This is a genomic window from Solibacillus silvestris (assembly GCF_051967575.1).
GTDB lineage: Bacteria > Bacillota > Bacilli > Bacillales_A > Planococcaceae > Solibacillus > Solibacillus silvestris_B.
Window position 1 is genome coordinate 179,685 of the sequence record NZ_JBQCJW010000004.1, and the last position, 15,366, is coordinate 195,050.

Genomic DNA, 15,366 nt, shown 5'->3' on the forward strand with positions numbered 1-15,366 from the left:
GCGATTCATTCTACTTTCCGGGCATTAGTTTCTACTTTCCTTTATAAATGTTCTACTTCCGGCGCTAAACTTTCTACTTTTCGCACGGCACTTGCTAATAAAAACACCAAGCAGCAGCTCCAGTTACCTGCAGAACCTTTCCCCCGACCTAGCACCATCCGAACAAAAAAAGATGCTACAAACTTCATAGCATCGTCCTACTTTCTTATTTCATTGCGCTGTTTTTCAATGTTGTCGTTACTACTTTAGCTCCATCAAGCAATGCCTTTGCATCGAACGTCATTTTCGGATGATGCAGCCCTGGTCCAAGATTCGCACCGACACCAATCATCGTAGCTTTCAACTCAGGTTTTTTAATCGTGTAAAAATGGAAATCATCGCTTCCAGGCGTAATAACTGCTTGTGCTAAACTCTCTTTTCCAAGGGCTTCGACAATCGAACGCTCTGCCAATGCTGCCGCTTCCGCCGATACTTCCGCACCTGGTGTTACATCAAGCCAATCCCATGCGACATCTATCTTGAACAATTCCGCAATTTGTTTTAAGCCTTTGTCCACATAGCTCTGTATTTGGGTTAAGACTTCGTTTTTTTGTGCACGTACATCGATTGAAATGCTCGCATTGCCAGGAATAATATTCACACTGCCGCCATCTGCTACGATTTTCGTCAGCTTTGCTGAATATACTTCAAATGGATCAATATGAATATTTTTTAGCATTTGCTGAATTGCCACGACAACATCAATCGCATTGTTCCCTTGATGCGGACGAGCGCCATGTGCATCGATCCCTGTAATTGTGCCGGTTAAAAAAGCGGCTGCACCGTGATAAATCGCAGGCGCTACTTTCCCCAAAGGCAGCTCTTCAATTGGGCGTAAATGAACACCGAATAAATGGGTTACATCTTCCATGACGCCACGCTCAATCATCGCCAGCGCCCCCCCGCCTGTTTCTTCAGCAGGCTGGAAAATAAAACGGATCCGCTTCGTCAATGATTCATTCTTCAATGCATAGAGCGCACCTAAAACGATTGATATATTTGCATCATGTCCACAAGAATGATTCGCCTGCATCACACCGTCAACTTCTTGCCAAAGTGCATCAATATCCGCACGAACTGCGATTGTCTCGCTGCCCTTGCCTATTTCAGCAACAAGGCCAGTCACATCATCAAATTTTTTATATTTCACGCCCATATTATCCAAAATTTCTGCTAATTTGGTTGTCGTATTTACTTCTTTCCAGCTTACCTCAGGATTTGCATGGAAATACTGAAACCAGTCAAAAATCATTTGCTCCGTCGAATTAACCGCTAACATGAAACGCACCTCGAATATTATTTAATATTTCTATTATACAGTACAATTTTTATATTCTGCATTATTACCGCCTAAAAAATTAAAAACAGTGTTTATCCAACCTGCTATGTTGGATAAACACCGTAATGTGTTCGTATACTTCTGCATTATAAAAACTCCTTTATAAGCTTGTGAAAAAACCGTTCGGATATTGTGTATATTCTTCTTTTTCAGCTGCCTCTTGCTGTTCCCCTGCTTCATATTCCATTTCCTCATCAAATAAATACGTTTCAAACATCGATTTTAGAATAGTCATCACCCTCCCCCTTCCTTTGCCAGAATTTTTAATTAATTTAAATAATACAAAGTCACTTCAGAAAAATCAACTTATAAATGCCTTATATGCATAATAAGCATAAAACCTATCTATTATTGAGATAAATAAAAGAGCAACTGATAATGAATATCAGAAGCTCTTTTATATTTTATGAAACCGCCACTTTTGGACCGCTTCCTTTATTTTTTGTCATCCATTGAATAACAAACATTATACCAAATACGATCAATCCAATAGTATCCGATAATGATTCTGGGTAAATCATCGCTAATCCTGAAGCTAATAGAACAATACGTTCCAACCAGTTAATAGGGCGATACCAATATCCGATAACCCCTACACCTATTGCAATCATACCCATTAACGCTGTGAATACTACCCAAATAATTTGCCAAATCGTTACATCGATCATTAGCAATGCCGGTGAGAATACAATCATATAAGGAATGATGAAAGCAGCAATCGCTAATTTAGCAGAGTTCACACCTGTCCGAATCGGATCTCCGCCTGAAATACCCGATGCTGCAAAGGCGGCCAGCGCTACTGGCGGAGTGATATCCGCGATAATTCCAAAATAGAATACGAAGAAATGCGCTGATAAAACAACGATAAGCGGTGCAGCACTTGCCGGCATATCCGGAGCTAATAATGCAATAATAGCCGGAGCAGCAATTGTCGATGTAATAACATAGTTTGCTGTCGTAGGCGCACCCATCCCTAAAATAAGCGAGGCAATCATTACGAAGAATAATGTAATAATAATGCTGCCACCTGCTAACTTCACTAAACTATTTGCCAACGATAACCCTAGACCTGTTTTTACAACAACGCCTACAATGATACCCGCACAAGCAGTTGCAGCAGCTACCGCCAGTGCTGAACGTGCTCCCTCAACCATTCCATCAATAATTTCTTTAATGCCAAATTTCACATCAGGATTAATGAACCCTACAACAATACATGACAGAATCCCATAAAGGGCAGCATGGATTACTGGCGTGCCTGACATCATAAGAACAATAATCAATACAATCGGAAGCAGTAAATAGATTTTCTTAAAAACATGCGAGCGATCTGGCATTTCTTCGTCCGTCAAACCGCGTAAACCTAATCGCTTTGCTTCAAAATGCGTCATAATCCAAATTCCCGCGAAATATAAAACCGCCGGAATCGCTGCAGCCTTTGCAATATCCCAGTATGTTACTCCACGGCCGATAAATTCAACCATCAGGAAAGCGGCCGCCCCCATAATCGGAGGCATTAATTGTCCGCCAGTGGATGCTGATGCCTCTACCGCACCTGCGAAGTTCTTATTGTAGCCAAGGCGTTTCATCATAGGAATCGTATATGACCCTGAAGTTACTACGTTCGCTACAGAACTCCCTGAAATCGTACCTTGAAGTGCAGATGAGAAAATCGCCACTTTGGCAGGACCGCCTGTTAATTTTCCGGCAATCGAAATCGCTAGATCATTGAAGTATTCCCCTACACCTGTCTTTACAAGAAACGCTCCAAATAAAAGGAACGCAAAAATAAATGTTGAAGATACCGCTAACGGTGTACCTAAAATACCATCTGTTGAGAAGTACATTAAATTAACAATACTATCCAAGCTTTGACCACGGTGTGCCATAAAGTCCGGCATATATCGACCATAAAATGCATAAAGCAAAAACAGACCTGCAATAATGGCAATCGGTAAACCTACCGCCCGTCGTGCCCCTTCCAGTACTAGAATAATCGCTAAAAGTCCTACATAAAAATCCATTGTTTCCAACTTCCCTAGACTTTGCACAAGACGTTCATAATTAAGCACCCAATAGCTCCCTACAAAAATAGCAATAAGCGCTAAAATATAGTCATAAAACGGGATTGAGCGTTTTGAAAGCTTACGGCTTGCCGGGAATAATAAAAATACAAATGTCAACGCAAACCCTAAGTGGACCGTTCGCTGAATTTGTGCCGGAAACTGCCCGTATATCGCCGTATATACTTGAAACAGTGTAAATGCAAGCAAACCAAAATAAATGATATACTTCATCACATTTTGCGGGCTGCGCTGATTTGATTCAATATCGTATTTTTCCAGTAATTCCTGCTGTTGTTCTTGTGTAAGCCCTTCATGCAAGCTCTCTGCATTTGCTGCAGCTTTTTTGTCAGTCATTCAAGTCGACTCCTTTCATTTTGTCATAGAAAGACAATTTTTCCACTGCCACCACATATGACGATCCTCGTATTAAATGTTCTTTTAAAGGGATGCTTTTCCCTTTATGCTCAAGATTTAATTTATATTCGACATCCCCAATATGTAACGTGAATTCCTTTAATTTTGCATCTGTATATCGAAGTGTATAAATACCATCTTCATATTGAAGTGTTTGACCTTCCTCTGCATAACCCGGCATTCCAATTGCAACATCGGAATACTCCATTGATAATAATTGAAATTCGTCTGCCGGAAGAACTCGGTAACTTTCCACCACATCCGTTAAATGAATCGAGTGTGTGAAGATCAATTGAAACGTCTCTTCATTTTTCAGCGGCAAAAAGAATTTTACCGGGTTTTCAATCCTTGTCTTTGTAAAAGTTATACTACGTTCAAAAGGAATAAAGAAAAGAACAATGAAGAATAAAGCAAGGATGATAACAACCCATTTTTTCATCTAAATCCCTCGCTCAAAATCAGACTGTACATATAACAAGACATATACATAAAAGGCCTCTGTAGCATTTTTGCAACAGAGGCCCTTGCTTTTTGTTACTACTTACTTCACTTCATCAAAATATCTTTGTGCACCTGGGTGTACTTCAATACCGATTCCGTCCAGGCCTGTTTCAGCTTTAATGAACTCGCCTTTTGCATGGCCAATTTTATCTGTATTGTCATAGATTGCTTTTGTCATTGCATACACTAAATCTTCTGGAAGATCCTTTTGAACTGCCAACATCGCCCCTACAGATACAGCTGGAACTTCAGATTCCAAGCCATATGTGCCCGCCGGAATATTATCTACCGCATAATATGGGTATTTAGCGATTAATTCTTCTGCCTTGTCTGCTTCAACCGGCACGATGTATACACCATTTGTCGCATTTAAAGCTTCTACAGCACCTGTAGGATAACCCGCAGTAATGAATGCTGCATCGATTTGTCCTGATTGAATACCATCTGTCGATTCACCGAAATCCAAGTTTTGCGCTTGAATATCGTCTTTGATTGATAGTCCGTGAATTTCCAATAATTGCTCAGCATTTGCGTACGTACCAGAGCCTGGTGCACCTACAGAAACCTTTTTGCCTTTTAAGTCAGCAAATGTTTTAATGCCTGAATCCGCCAATGTTACTAATTGAATCGTTTCTGGATATAAAGCGCCCAATGCCACTACAGAGTCAATTTTTTCCCCTTCGAACATTAAAGTGCCTTGTGTCGCATAATACGCGATATCCGTTTGAACGAAAGCAACTTGACCATCGCCTGCCGCTAATGCTGTCATATTTGCAGCTGAAGCTTGTGATACTTCAGCAGTCGTTTTTACGCCTGTATCAGTTGTAATTAAATCCGCAAATGTACCTCCTAGTGGATAGTAAGTCCCTTGCGTCCCCCCTGTTAAAATACTTAAAAAGTCTACTTTCCCAAAATCTGCATCTGTTGTCGCATCTCCTGAGCCAGAGCCTTTATCAGTTGTTGATGACTCTTCATCTTTTCCGCCGCAAGCTGCTAAAACCAGCATCAATGCACCCAGAAGTAATGCGAAAAGCATTTTTTTGGACTTAAACATCATAATTCCCCCTCACACCTTAATATGGATTCATTTTACATACATAAATATTCAAAAGTCAATTAATATTGTAAAAGTCACACTATTTAGATAATATTATTATTCTAGTAAAATCAAAAAAATGCTATAAAAGTCCATATTGCGCTAAGTTTAAAAGACTCTAAATATACCTATTATTCAATAAGTATATTAAACTGCATAATAATAAATAGAAATATTTTATTAAAAAAATCACCCTTTCCTCTCTAATTAAAAAGACATTGTCATGTATTGAACCGTACATGACAATGTCTTTACTTTTTATTAATTCAATCGGGCGGAATGCTATTCAACTATGCCACAAGCGATGCGGGCACTTGAATTGCCTGCCGGATCTGTTTTGTAATCATCTGCTTTTTCATGAATAACTATGGACGTGCCATCCTCATCGAACAGAGAATTTTTTTCGCCCTTTTTTAAGGTGAAATCAGCTGTTACAAAATTCAACTGAACTTCGCCTGTTTCATCTGCGGTAATATTCGGCAAATCTCCTACATGCGGCCCTAAAGGATTTTCCACTCCATGCTGCTTTTTCGTTGGATTAAAATGCGCTCCTGCAGATTCGAAGCTTGGCGGCTCGCATTTCCCTACCTCATGTAAATGGATTCCATGGTCGCCAGGCGCTAAACTATTTAAAACAGCTGTTAATTCGACACCTTTACTCGTCTCTTTGAAAATAATCTCCCCAATCAATTTTTCCTTCGTATCATACATAAGCGCCTTTGCGGATAATACTTCAGGTGCACTTACTGGTATTTTCTCCTTTTGAAAGAAATTACATCCGCTTAATAGCAGCACACATACGAATAAGCTTATAATTCGCACAATATCCCTCCTTGACGCTAGTATTTCAAAAAGGAGGGACGATTATACAAAAAACCACCCAAAAATGAGTGGTCCCTTAATTATTAATCTAAAATTTTTATCGTTACAGTGCGGCGGCCCCATTCATAGGCACCATCTAGATTCGGAATGAAAACATCGATTTTATTGCCTTTAATTGCTCCGCCTGTATCAGCGGCGATGGCTTCCCCATAACCTTCCACCCAAACTTTTGTCCCTAAAGGAATTATTTGCGGGTCTACCGCAATCACCTTCAGATTTGGATTAGCACGTAAATTTGTACCATTCGCTGTTGTGCCGGAACATCCTTCACAATAGGCAGTATATGCTGTTGCTTCTACTGTCATCGTTTTTGAAACATTGGAATCCGTAGCCGAGTTTGTCGGGAAGTCCGTTTCTGGCTGTATCCAGTCCGTTTCACTCGAAGCACTTTTCACCCCATTAAACGTAACTTCTTCTAACGGTCCCGAAACAACGAGTGGATCTCCTACATAAATCAAGTCTGAATTTAAATCATTCCATGCTTGCAATTGATCTACAGTAATATCATGTTCCATGGCAATTCTATATAATGTATCTCCTTGTTCAATAGTATATATTTGTTCCTCGCGGCTAATTTCCAATATATCACCTGGATAAATTAAATCCCCCATTAAATTGTTCATTTCTTTTAAAGCATCAACGGTCGTATCAAATTGTTTACTGATTTTGTAAAGTGTATCATCGGATTGGATAGTATATGCGGCGGCAGATGCTTCTGTTAGAGCAAATCCGCTTGTGGCGAAAATTCCCGCCAATACAAATGCTATTATTTTCTTTCGCTTCAATTTTCGTTCCCTCCGTATTCTTCGTAAATAAATTCAACTCATTTTTACTCTGTCACAACTTTACCTCAAACATATTGCAATTTTATGACGCTAACATAATCCGTCTATTACAAGCATGTTTCAAACCTTTTGGATAATTATTACTAATATTGAAGCGAATTATACATGGAGCTATCATTTATTTGCGGGAGAGCAATAAAAAAGCAAATAATGATTGGGATTTTCATTTCAATCACATTACAATTTTTTCTTCACCATCAATATTTTCGAGCTTTGTCGATATTAAAGAAAAGGAGGGATGACAATGGAAATCAACTCGATGATGTCGGCTCAGCTTGCTTCGTTACAACAAACGCTGCAAATGAGCATTTTAGACAAAGCCATGAACACTGGTGCAGCAAGTGTTGTTCGAATGATGGAAGATTTGCCGCAGCCACAATCAGCTCCTGCAGCCCACCCTTACAAAGGACAAATGATCGACGTCCAAGCTTAGTTGCAAAAGGAAAAACGCTCATGAATTCAGCTTCAATGAGCGTTTTTCTGTTTTGGAGCAGGACTTTTTTTTTTATTTGAAAGTTGAAGCGTGTTATTAAAACTTTCAGCATCATACTCAAGAAACTTCGACGCTTTTCAGAAAATCTTCATATTATATTAGAAATCGCAGCTTTTATCGGAAGCTGCTTGCCTCTCTTTTATGTAAACTGTACGTTAATATTTCGTTAAACCCTGTTAAAAATACATTTTTCGGGTATAACTAATAATACAATAAGGATATTCTCACAGAAGGAGTGATTTTTATAGGTATCCATACGTTTTTTACAAGTTTGAATGATTTAGAACGCATCATTCGCTGTCCGGGCCGTTTCAAATTTGAAGAGCATAATGTTGCAGCCCATTCATGGAAAGTTTCGCAATATGCGATGTTTTTTGCGACATTGGAAGAACGTGCAGGCAGTACAATCGATTGGAAAGCATTATACGAAAAAACGATTAATCACGATTTTGCCGAAGTGTTCATCGGGGATATTAAAACACCTGTCAAACATGCAAGTATTGAATTAAAGCAAATGCTTGCACATGTCGAAGAAAAAATGATGGAAAAATTTATAAGGGCAGAAATACCACCTGATCTGCAAGATGTTTTCTTTGACCGCATGAAGGAAGGGAAGGACGAGACGATTGAAGGCCGCTTGCTTGAATTCGCCGACAAGCTCGACCAGTTTTACGAATCCTTTGCTGAGCTTAAGCGCGGCAATACAGATAAGGAATTCGTTCACATGTACGAAAATGCGTTGAATAAATTACTGCTGATTGATTTGCCGGTGTCTGTTGCATATTTCCGCAACGAAATTTTAGCGGATGTTGTTGCCGAAAAAACAGTTATTGATATCGCGCTATTAACGGAGAACATTTTACAGCAGCATACAGATTAACAATAGAAGGCTTCCGATTTATAAGGAAGGCTTTTTTATTTTGTTTTTTTGTAACGAATTCTATTTTGAAGGTACTATAATGATGAAAACTATTTTGTGAGGTGAACTGAGTGGATGTGTTAGCACAAATTTACCGGGAGCTCCAGCCAAAAATTTACGCCTATTTCTTCATTAAAACATCCAATTCAGCCATCGCAGAAGATTTGACACAGGATGTTTTTTACGAAGCGGCAAAATCCATTCATACATATCGCGGTGAAGCAGCCCTCTCGACGTGGCTTTTTCACATTGCAAACAACTTATTGAAAAAGTATTATCGCAAAAAACATTATGAGAAAAGTTTAGTGAAGAAAATGGAAGCCCAACCGCCAACAAAGTTATTTACACCCGAACAACTCGTCGAACTACAAGATGAATCAAAACGGCTCCTATCAAAAATTGGAAAGCTCGATCCGCCGTTTAAGGATATTGTGCTGCTCCGGATTATTGGTGAATTGAGTTTCAAGGAAATCGGAGAGTTGCTGGGGCTAAGCGAAAACTATGTGCGCGTCAATTTTCACCGTCAAAAAATCAAGCTGCAGCGAGAGGAGGAGTTATCATGAATTCATGTAAAATTGCCGAGGATTTGTTGCCTTTATATGAAGAAAATCTTGTCCAAACCGAAACAAAGCAATGGATTGAACAGCATTTAGCAAGCTGCCCCAATTGCAAAAAACTTACTTCAATCGAAATGGAAGCTTTGCCGCCGCTCACGCCGCCTAAAAAAGCAGCTGCAAAAATGATTCAGCACGCACATTTAAAATTAACAATTTATCAGCTTGTATTTGTCATACTTTCCTTTGCTTTTGCCATGAATACTTCATTATTAAACGAAAGCTTTGCGTTTATTTTGTCTTATTTTATTTTGGGAATTGTGACTTTTTACTTTTATCGCCACATAATCCTTACACTATTATTGGCATTCGTACCAATCTTTATTTGGACAATTTACGCAGCGATCGCTTCTTACGGCTCCTATTCGAAATGGTATGCGGATCAAATAACACACTATTCCTCTACCGCTTCACTTGTGATGAACAGCGTTTCAGGTGGTGTTTGGACAGCTTTCATTCATACACTTTTTACCGTTCTCGGGATACTCGTTGTCAAACTACTCATTCAAGCATTTAAAAAGGAGGATGCGGCATGAAAAAATGGCTTTCCATATTTTTGGCGTTTGTAATTACAAGTTCCGTGCTTTTCGGGTACAACGAATTCAATGGCAATTTCATTTCAAAACAAATTGCGAAATCGACTTTAAAAGATTATTTATCCGAGCATTATCCAGATGCGGACTTTCAATTTGATAAAGGTTTTTACAATTTTAAATTCAATGCCTATACTTTCGATGTAACTTTTTACGAATCTCCTAACAATTGGACATATACATTTGAAGTAGGCCCTAAATACTTGCCCAATACGATTCAAACAAAAACGATGCATTATGATTCGAGGGATGAGACAAAATCGAATGATTGGAGCGATCAAGGTTCACAATATGTAAAAGAATTATTGACGGCATTCCCAATCGGCAACATATATTACTCAATTGATGTGCCCAACCAGTTTCCTCAAACCGAATGGGCACCTGCTGTAAATGTCATCGTTGCCCCGTCGATTTCAATCGAATTCCCTTTATATAAAGGCGAAACAGAAGAGGAATTTTTGAATACCGTCCAAGAGATTCAGGCGGCGCTAGATAGAGATGAAATTCGCTACGATACGGTTTCCGTTTATATGGATGAAAAAATGGATAATCGCGACGGTAAAAAAGAAGGCTATGCATCCATCTACTATCAACGTAAATACAGCCTGCAATTCCAGGGAAATTCGCCAATTACTTTGGATAATATCGAATAAATCCATTCAAATCATTTGACTTTTTTTATAAAACATACTTTATTGCACATAGCAAAAAGTTGTTATATTATATGAATAAGGCTACGTTGTACGTACGAATATTAAGTTTTAACCTTTATACTTATACAGGGAGTTTTACATCGATGCTGGAATGGCGTGCCTGGACTCTTTTGACTTCAGGATAGACAGGATAGCATTTGCGAACACCCACTTTGAGGAGTGGTGGTTTAAAACTTTCTATAATAACTACGGCAATGTGGCTTTGCTTATAAACGTTGATACAACAGCATTTATAGGCTATTTATGAAAGTGCAAATCCACTATAAAATATGCTCAAAATAATTGTTGGGATAAAAGTGGGATAAAAATTCACGATAATTTATAATAAATAATAGCAAATGACTACTCGATTACGGGTGGTCTTTTTTTGATTTCTATCAATCCAACCAGTTCGGCAAATATTTATTATCCACAACATTGTTAACAGTTGGTGTATAACCCTCGCGTTCATCTAACCAGTTATAGAAAGGTACTGGTCGCTCCCTGTATTCGTGTACAGCTGAAACTGGTGTATTGGCCTGCTTATCCAATCTATCCAGTTTACCCTTATATGCCCCCACAAATATTGCGCGTAATGTGCGTGTTACAGTTAACGTTCCGCTTGCTATATCTTCGAGCAAGATTAAAAACAACCTCTTTGGCACGGTGGAATGTCTGTACACTATTCACCTGAGATGCCAACACTAACTTGTATGACTCATCCTTCAGCTGGTCTAAAAACGGCATCGAGTGCAGGAAATCGTACAGCCTCACTTGCCATTCGTTCATATATTCCTTACAAGCTTCTTTTTCGGCATGTGCATTATTATATATTTCCTGTAAAGAGCTTGTTTTAGAAAGATTAAAAGAACTAGATGATTGGTCTTCGAAATTATGCTCTTGAGCCGGACCATTATTGGTTTCTTGAGCAATCACCCGTTCGGACACTATCGATGGGACATAAGGTAGGATGCGATAAATGCTGACACCCTTAATGCCATGCTTGAGTACTTCTTCATAAAATTTAACTAACAAAATGAAGCGCGATGCTTTTAAACTAAGCGACTTGAATCAGATCTCGAATAGTCCTGAATCAAGTGCTTTGAAAGCAAAATAAGCATGAAGCATGTAAAGAATTGTCGTCGGTACTAATATTAAAAATGGACATTGAATTAATTGTGTAATGTCCATTATATATTCCTAAAGTTCTTTTTGGATTTTGAAACTTTATAATAGAATTATTTGCTCTAATAAGTGAAAGGAGGTTAGCTCATGAATAATAAAAAGGAACGTCTAGCTTTTAAAGCTATTCATGGGGACAAGTTAGCTTTTGAGGAGTTATTAAAAAGTGAAGGTGAGAAATTATATAAAATTGCCTTTCTCCATATGCAACATAAAGAAGATACATTAGATGTACTTCAAGAAGCCACTTGCAAAGCTTATTTAGCAATTGCACAACTCAAGGAGCCTGCCTACTTTAGCACATGGTTCATCAAAATTTTAATCCGTTGCGCTTACAAGGAATTAGAACGGAAGAAAAAAATAATTACTTTACCCGAAGAAACAATCACATACATTTTAGAATCGAATCAAGTGGAAGAGCCTACATTTGATTTAGCGGAATCACTTGCTACATTAAAACCTGAATATAAAAACGTCATCTTACTATTTTATTATTATGATTTACCGATTCGAACAATTGCTGCTTCGATGGGGAAACCCACTTCTACAATCAAAACGTATTTACGCCGAGCAAAATTGGAATTAAAACAAAAGTTAGGAGACGATTACTATGCGCAAAGATTTACATGAGATAGAAGTGCCAAAAGATGAAGTTTTCCAGGCAATTCAGTTAGGTATTGAGCAAGCGCAACAGCTTGAGATAAAAGCGAAACGTACAAAGGTGACAAAGCGCATGACATATATTACTTCTGTAGCAGCAGTCCTGTTTCTGGCTTCAGGGTTTATTTTCACACCTGTTTCAAATGTGTTAGCACAAGTTCCCTTAATAGGCGGTATTTATGAAAAATATCAAATGTCGATTGGTGAACAGATTGCCCATGAACAACTACTTACTGAAATGTCCCTCATTGCAAAAGATCAAGATATCCAGGTGGAGGTAACATCTATTTTTTATGATACAGCATATGTAGGGATAACATTTAAAGCAACGGGTGCAGTGACGGATACAATCGGTGGCAATAAAGCACCGGAAGCAGGCTTTACTTACGAAATGTTTGCTGGCAAAGACACGTCCACTTGGGGTGGCTCATTAGGGTCATTAACAAAAAATGAAAACGGTTATACGGGTGCGCTTATTTTAGATGTTCCTGCTAATGTTACAGAAGATGTTATCTCATTCCCTATTACATTCACGCATATGGCTGGTGTTAGGGGAGAATGGGCATTTGACTTAGCTGTAGAAAAGTTACCGTTCAAGCATCAAGTCATCAATCAACAAGTCACTTCAAAAAACAGAGAACTTAGCATTACTGTTGATGAAATTCAAATTGGCCAAACGAATGCGAGAATCTCTTATACAGCAAACTTTGAGTCAACAATTGAAGGGCAAACTTATACTTTCGAAGCCTATAATATGCATGGTGGAAAAATAAACTTTAATCAAATTAGTAACGCCACTCTTTTATTAGAGCTTCCTGAAGATACAACTTCCATCAAAATCGTACCTCTATTAAAAATAAATAACGCTAAAACAGAGCAATTGAAACCTATTACAATTGATTTAAATTAACAAATAGTAAAGCCCGTTCAGAGTATTTTAACGGGTTTTATAAGTTCGCATTTGGTAACCTGCTGTTCATAGCATAGGCAGCGCAAATCACCCGCATTCAATTGAATGCGGGTGATTTGCGTCAGTTGGGAAACTGGCATAAAAATATGTTATTCAATAATATAGTTCTTTAGCTGAAGAAGGCACAATTCCTTTTCAAGAATTGCGCCCATTTTTACATGCTCAGACATATTTTTCTGGTATGTACAACCGCATATAAAGATAACCATCCTCCATATCGTCCGTTATTTCAAAGCCGATGTTACTCCAAAATTTTTGTGCGGTTCTATTTTCTAGATTAACTGGTAAGGAGATTCTTCTTGCATTAAATTCTTTACACAAATATTCAATACAAAGCTTAGCCGCTGCTGATCCATAGCCTCTTTTTTGAAAACGGCTATCTATCATAAAATTTATGATTTGGGGGTTATTTTCGCCAATATACATTGAAACAAAACCCACCATCACATTATCGGCATAAATTGCAAAAGGGCGTGAATCATCATAAAATACCCACGCTTCGGCCAAAGACCACGCTACAGGATCTACAAAGTCCACATTGGTATCAATTGTACGCAAGTTTAAACATTCTTCATAATTGTCAATATTAATTTTTCTTAACTCTAGCAAAGCAATATCACCTTCCAAACATTGTTATGACTGTTCAATATATAATTCAACTTTTGAAAAGTGGAATTAGCAAATAAATCTTAATACAACCTAGATATTCTAGAACTTAATGCTCCAATTGACTTTGAATCAGTTCTCCTTGATAATAGTCATTCATATAGTCGCATTGCACCACTTTATTATTATAGCTCTATGCCATATAATGGCCCGATGTTACACAACAATTCTTAAACTAGTCGAGTAGAAAGGAACCTCTCTACCTTGCAGTAGATTGTGTTTCTCTCCCCGCACAGAACCGTGCTCGCGCTATTTACACACACAGCTCCTCCAAGTCATCATTCACAAAATGTACCTAATCACTTTCAATCAGATTTGCTTATTTTGCTTTCCTTAATAGTTTAGGTCTCCATTTATGCTCTCTACCTCTGCATGTAGTAAATGTGTCACTAGTAAAGGTGATAACCTGGTAGCAGCCTTTCTTTCCACCATCGGCATTACCCGACTTCATCGTTACTGCGCTGCTATCCGACTCCCTACAACGGCATTTGGCTTCCTTGCTTATTATCGCCTGTACACCATACTGATACGACCTAGGCTCGTCCGCACACCTGCTTCTTAACGTTGTTCATCTAAGAATAAACGTTCCTAATTTAGTAATTATAAGGAGCGCTTAAATTGACTGTACATAGTAAATTCCCTATTTTAGAAACTGACAGATTGATTTTGCGGAATGTGAGAAAAGAGAATATTGACTTTATTTGTATTTATTTTGCATTCATTATTAGTTCTTGTTGCACAAAAATACAGCGTAATTCTTAGGGTAATCATTACATCATATTTGGAATAAACACTTCCGAAAAGTAGGAAGTATCCTAGCGCACCAACGGCTAAGCCAATAAGAATGAATACAATCAATAACTTTTTGGTTACTATTACTCCCATCCCAACAAAATTTTAACAATAAGGGCTCTGCATTGATACTCTATTTTCAAAATTAACTAATTACGTCATTTGTTGAAGAGAAAAAAACCTTCCAAAGCGTGGGTGGTGGTTAATTCCCTAACTTTTACATGAGAACGTTATTTTGAATGATTTTGTATACTTTATAACTTTTTAATGAACTAAGACATCTTGAATTTAGAGATGCTTATTCAATAATAGCGCCTGTTATTGCATAAAGGTGGCATCATACTTAACCAATTACACTCTTAAGCACAAAGATGTTCCCAAATTCGATTTCAAGAAAGGAGTTGGAATATAATTAATGTCACCAAACGTCGCTTTGGGAGTCTTTCGGTAAACATTTAACTGACTTGAGAATTATTGGTTCATCACCATAACATGGGGTTGATTTCCATTGCGGGTCGGACGCTTTCTTACCTCCAGTCAAGTGTTTTTAATTAAATTTATGCGAAGAAATTAATTTGTTTTAGCTGGGAGGGGTACCCCTCC

General features: G+C 38.2%; 17 protein-coding genes and 1 other RNA gene. 8 read left to right on the plus strand and 10 right to left on the minus strand.

Going from position 1 to position 15,366, the window contains the following annotated elements; genetic code table 11:
• Window positions 1-41 precede the first annotated feature (41 nt).
• The 8 genes from ACTHOQ_RS04295 to ACTHOQ_RS04330 form a co-directional block, all read right to left on the minus strand.
• Window positions 42-188, minus strand: a complete 147-nt coding sequence (locus ACTHOQ_RS04295) for a hypothetical protein (protein WP_440494434.1) — start codon at window positions 186-188, stop codon at window positions 42-44.
• A gap of 17 nt (window positions 189-205) precedes the next feature.
• Window positions 206-1,318 carry an amidohydrolase gene (locus tag ACTHOQ_RS04300; protein ID WP_440494435.1) on the minus strand — a complete coding sequence of 371 codons (1,113 nt, stop codon included), beginning with the start codon at window positions 1,316-1,318 and terminating at the stop codon, window positions 206-208.
• Between the two features lie 160 nt (window positions 1,319-1,478).
• Window positions 1,479-1,613 (minus strand): hypothetical protein, encoded by a 135-nt coding sequence (locus ACTHOQ_RS04305; protein WP_440494436.1) that lies wholly within the window; start codon window positions 1,611-1,613, stop codon window positions 1,479-1,481.
• A 169-nt stretch (window positions 1,614-1,782) separates the two neighbouring features.
• On the minus strand, window positions 1,783-3,798 hold the full coding sequence (locus ACTHOQ_RS04310) for a TRAP transporter permease (protein ID WP_440494437.1): 2,016 nt from the start codon (window positions 3,796-3,798) through the stop codon (window positions 1,783-1,785).
• Window positions 3,791-4,297 (minus strand): DUF1850 domain-containing protein, encoded by a 507-nt coding sequence (locus tag ACTHOQ_RS04315; RefSeq protein WP_440494438.1) that lies wholly within the window; start codon window positions 4,295-4,297, stop codon window positions 3,791-3,793. Before ACTHOQ_RS04315 ends, ACTHOQ_RS04310 begins: the two co-directional genes overlap by 8 nt.
• A gap of 102 nt (window positions 4,298-4,399) precedes the next feature.
• Window positions 4,400-5,413 (minus strand): TAXI family TRAP transporter solute-binding subunit, encoded by a 1,014-nt coding sequence (locus ACTHOQ_RS04320; protein WP_440494439.1) that lies wholly within the window; start codon window positions 5,411-5,413, stop codon window positions 4,400-4,402.
• Window positions 5,414-5,737: 324 nt separating this feature from the next.
• The gene (locus tag ACTHOQ_RS04325; protein WP_440494440.1) at window positions 5,738-6,277 is read right to left on the minus strand and encodes a superoxide dismutase family protein; all 540 of its coding nucleotides are present in this window, start codon (window positions 6,275-6,277) and stop codon (window positions 5,738-5,740) included.
• A gap of 83 nt (window positions 6,278-6,360) precedes the next feature.
• Complete coding sequence (locus tag ACTHOQ_RS04330) at window positions 6,361-7,122, minus strand: 3D domain-containing protein (protein WP_440494441.1); 762 nt, start codon at window positions 7,120-7,122, stop codon at window positions 6,361-6,363.
• A gap of 304 nt (window positions 7,123-7,426) precedes the next feature.
• Here ACTHOQ_RS04330 and ACTHOQ_RS04335 point away from each other — a divergent pair, with 304 nt between their 5' ends.
• The 6 genes from ACTHOQ_RS04335 (at window position 7,427) to ssrS (ending at window position 10,721) form a co-directional block, all read left to right on the plus strand.
• Complete coding sequence (locus ACTHOQ_RS04335; RefSeq protein ID WP_440494442.1) at window positions 7,427-7,615, plus strand: putative motility protein; 189 nt, start codon at window positions 7,427-7,429, stop codon at window positions 7,613-7,615.
• 295 nt (window positions 7,616-7,910) lie between these two features.
• Window positions 7,911-8,555 (plus strand): YfbR-like 5'-deoxynucleotidase, encoded by a 645-nt coding sequence (locus ACTHOQ_RS04340; protein ID WP_440494443.1) that lies wholly within the window; start codon window positions 7,911-7,913, stop codon window positions 8,553-8,555.
• A 110-nt stretch (window positions 8,556-8,665) separates the two neighbouring features.
• Window positions 8,666-9,157 carry an RNA polymerase sigma factor gene (locus ACTHOQ_RS04345; protein ID WP_440494444.1) on the plus strand — a complete coding sequence of 164 codons (492 nt, stop codon included), beginning with the start codon at window positions 8,666-8,668 and terminating at the stop codon, window positions 9,155-9,157.
• On the plus strand, window positions 9,154-9,744 hold the full coding sequence (locus ACTHOQ_RS04350) for a zf-HC2 domain-containing protein (protein ID WP_440494445.1): 591 nt from the start codon (window positions 9,154-9,156) through the stop codon (window positions 9,742-9,744). The genes ACTHOQ_RS04345 and ACTHOQ_RS04350 overlap by 4 nt, the downstream gene beginning before the upstream one ends.
• Window positions 9,741-10,454, plus strand: coding sequence for a YfjL-like protein (locus ACTHOQ_RS04355; protein ID WP_440494446.1), 714 nt, complete (start codon window positions 9,741-9,743; stop codon window positions 10,452-10,454). Before ACTHOQ_RS04350 ends, ACTHOQ_RS04355 begins: the two co-directional genes overlap by 4 nt.
• A 75-nt stretch (window positions 10,455-10,529) precedes the next feature.
• Window positions 10,530-10,721: non-coding RNA, 6S RNA (gene ssrS / locus ACTHOQ_RS04360), on the plus strand.
• 170 nt (window positions 10,722-10,891) lie between these two features.
• Here the strand turns inward: ssrS and ACTHOQ_RS04365 are convergent.
• Entirely contained in the window at window positions 10,892-11,134 is a 243-nt protein-coding gene (locus ACTHOQ_RS04365) for a hypothetical protein (RefSeq protein WP_440494447.1), read from the minus strand.
• A gap of 631 nt (window positions 11,135-11,765) precedes the next feature.
• On the opposite strand from ACTHOQ_RS04365, the gene ACTHOQ_RS04370 reads away from it, so the two are divergent.
• Both ACTHOQ_RS04370 and ACTHOQ_RS04375 read left to right on the plus strand, forming a co-directional pair.
• Entirely contained in the window at window positions 11,766-12,305 is a 540-nt protein-coding gene (locus ACTHOQ_RS04370; protein ID WP_440494448.1) for a sigma-70 family RNA polymerase sigma factor, read from the plus strand.
• Window positions 12,286-13,245 (plus strand): DUF4179 domain-containing protein, encoded by a 960-nt coding sequence (locus ACTHOQ_RS04375; RefSeq protein WP_440494449.1) that lies wholly within the window; start codon window positions 12,286-12,288, stop codon window positions 13,243-13,245. The genes ACTHOQ_RS04370 and ACTHOQ_RS04375 overlap by 20 nt, the downstream gene beginning before the upstream one ends.
• A gap of 222 nt (window positions 13,246-13,467) precedes the next feature.
• Here ACTHOQ_RS04375 and ACTHOQ_RS04380 read toward each other — a convergent pair whose 3' ends face one another.
• Window positions 13,468-13,914 (minus strand): GNAT family N-acetyltransferase, encoded by a 447-nt coding sequence (locus tag ACTHOQ_RS04380; RefSeq protein WP_440494450.1) that lies wholly within the window; start codon window positions 13,912-13,914, stop codon window positions 13,468-13,470.
• Window positions 13,915-15,366: the final 1,452 nt, after the last annotated feature.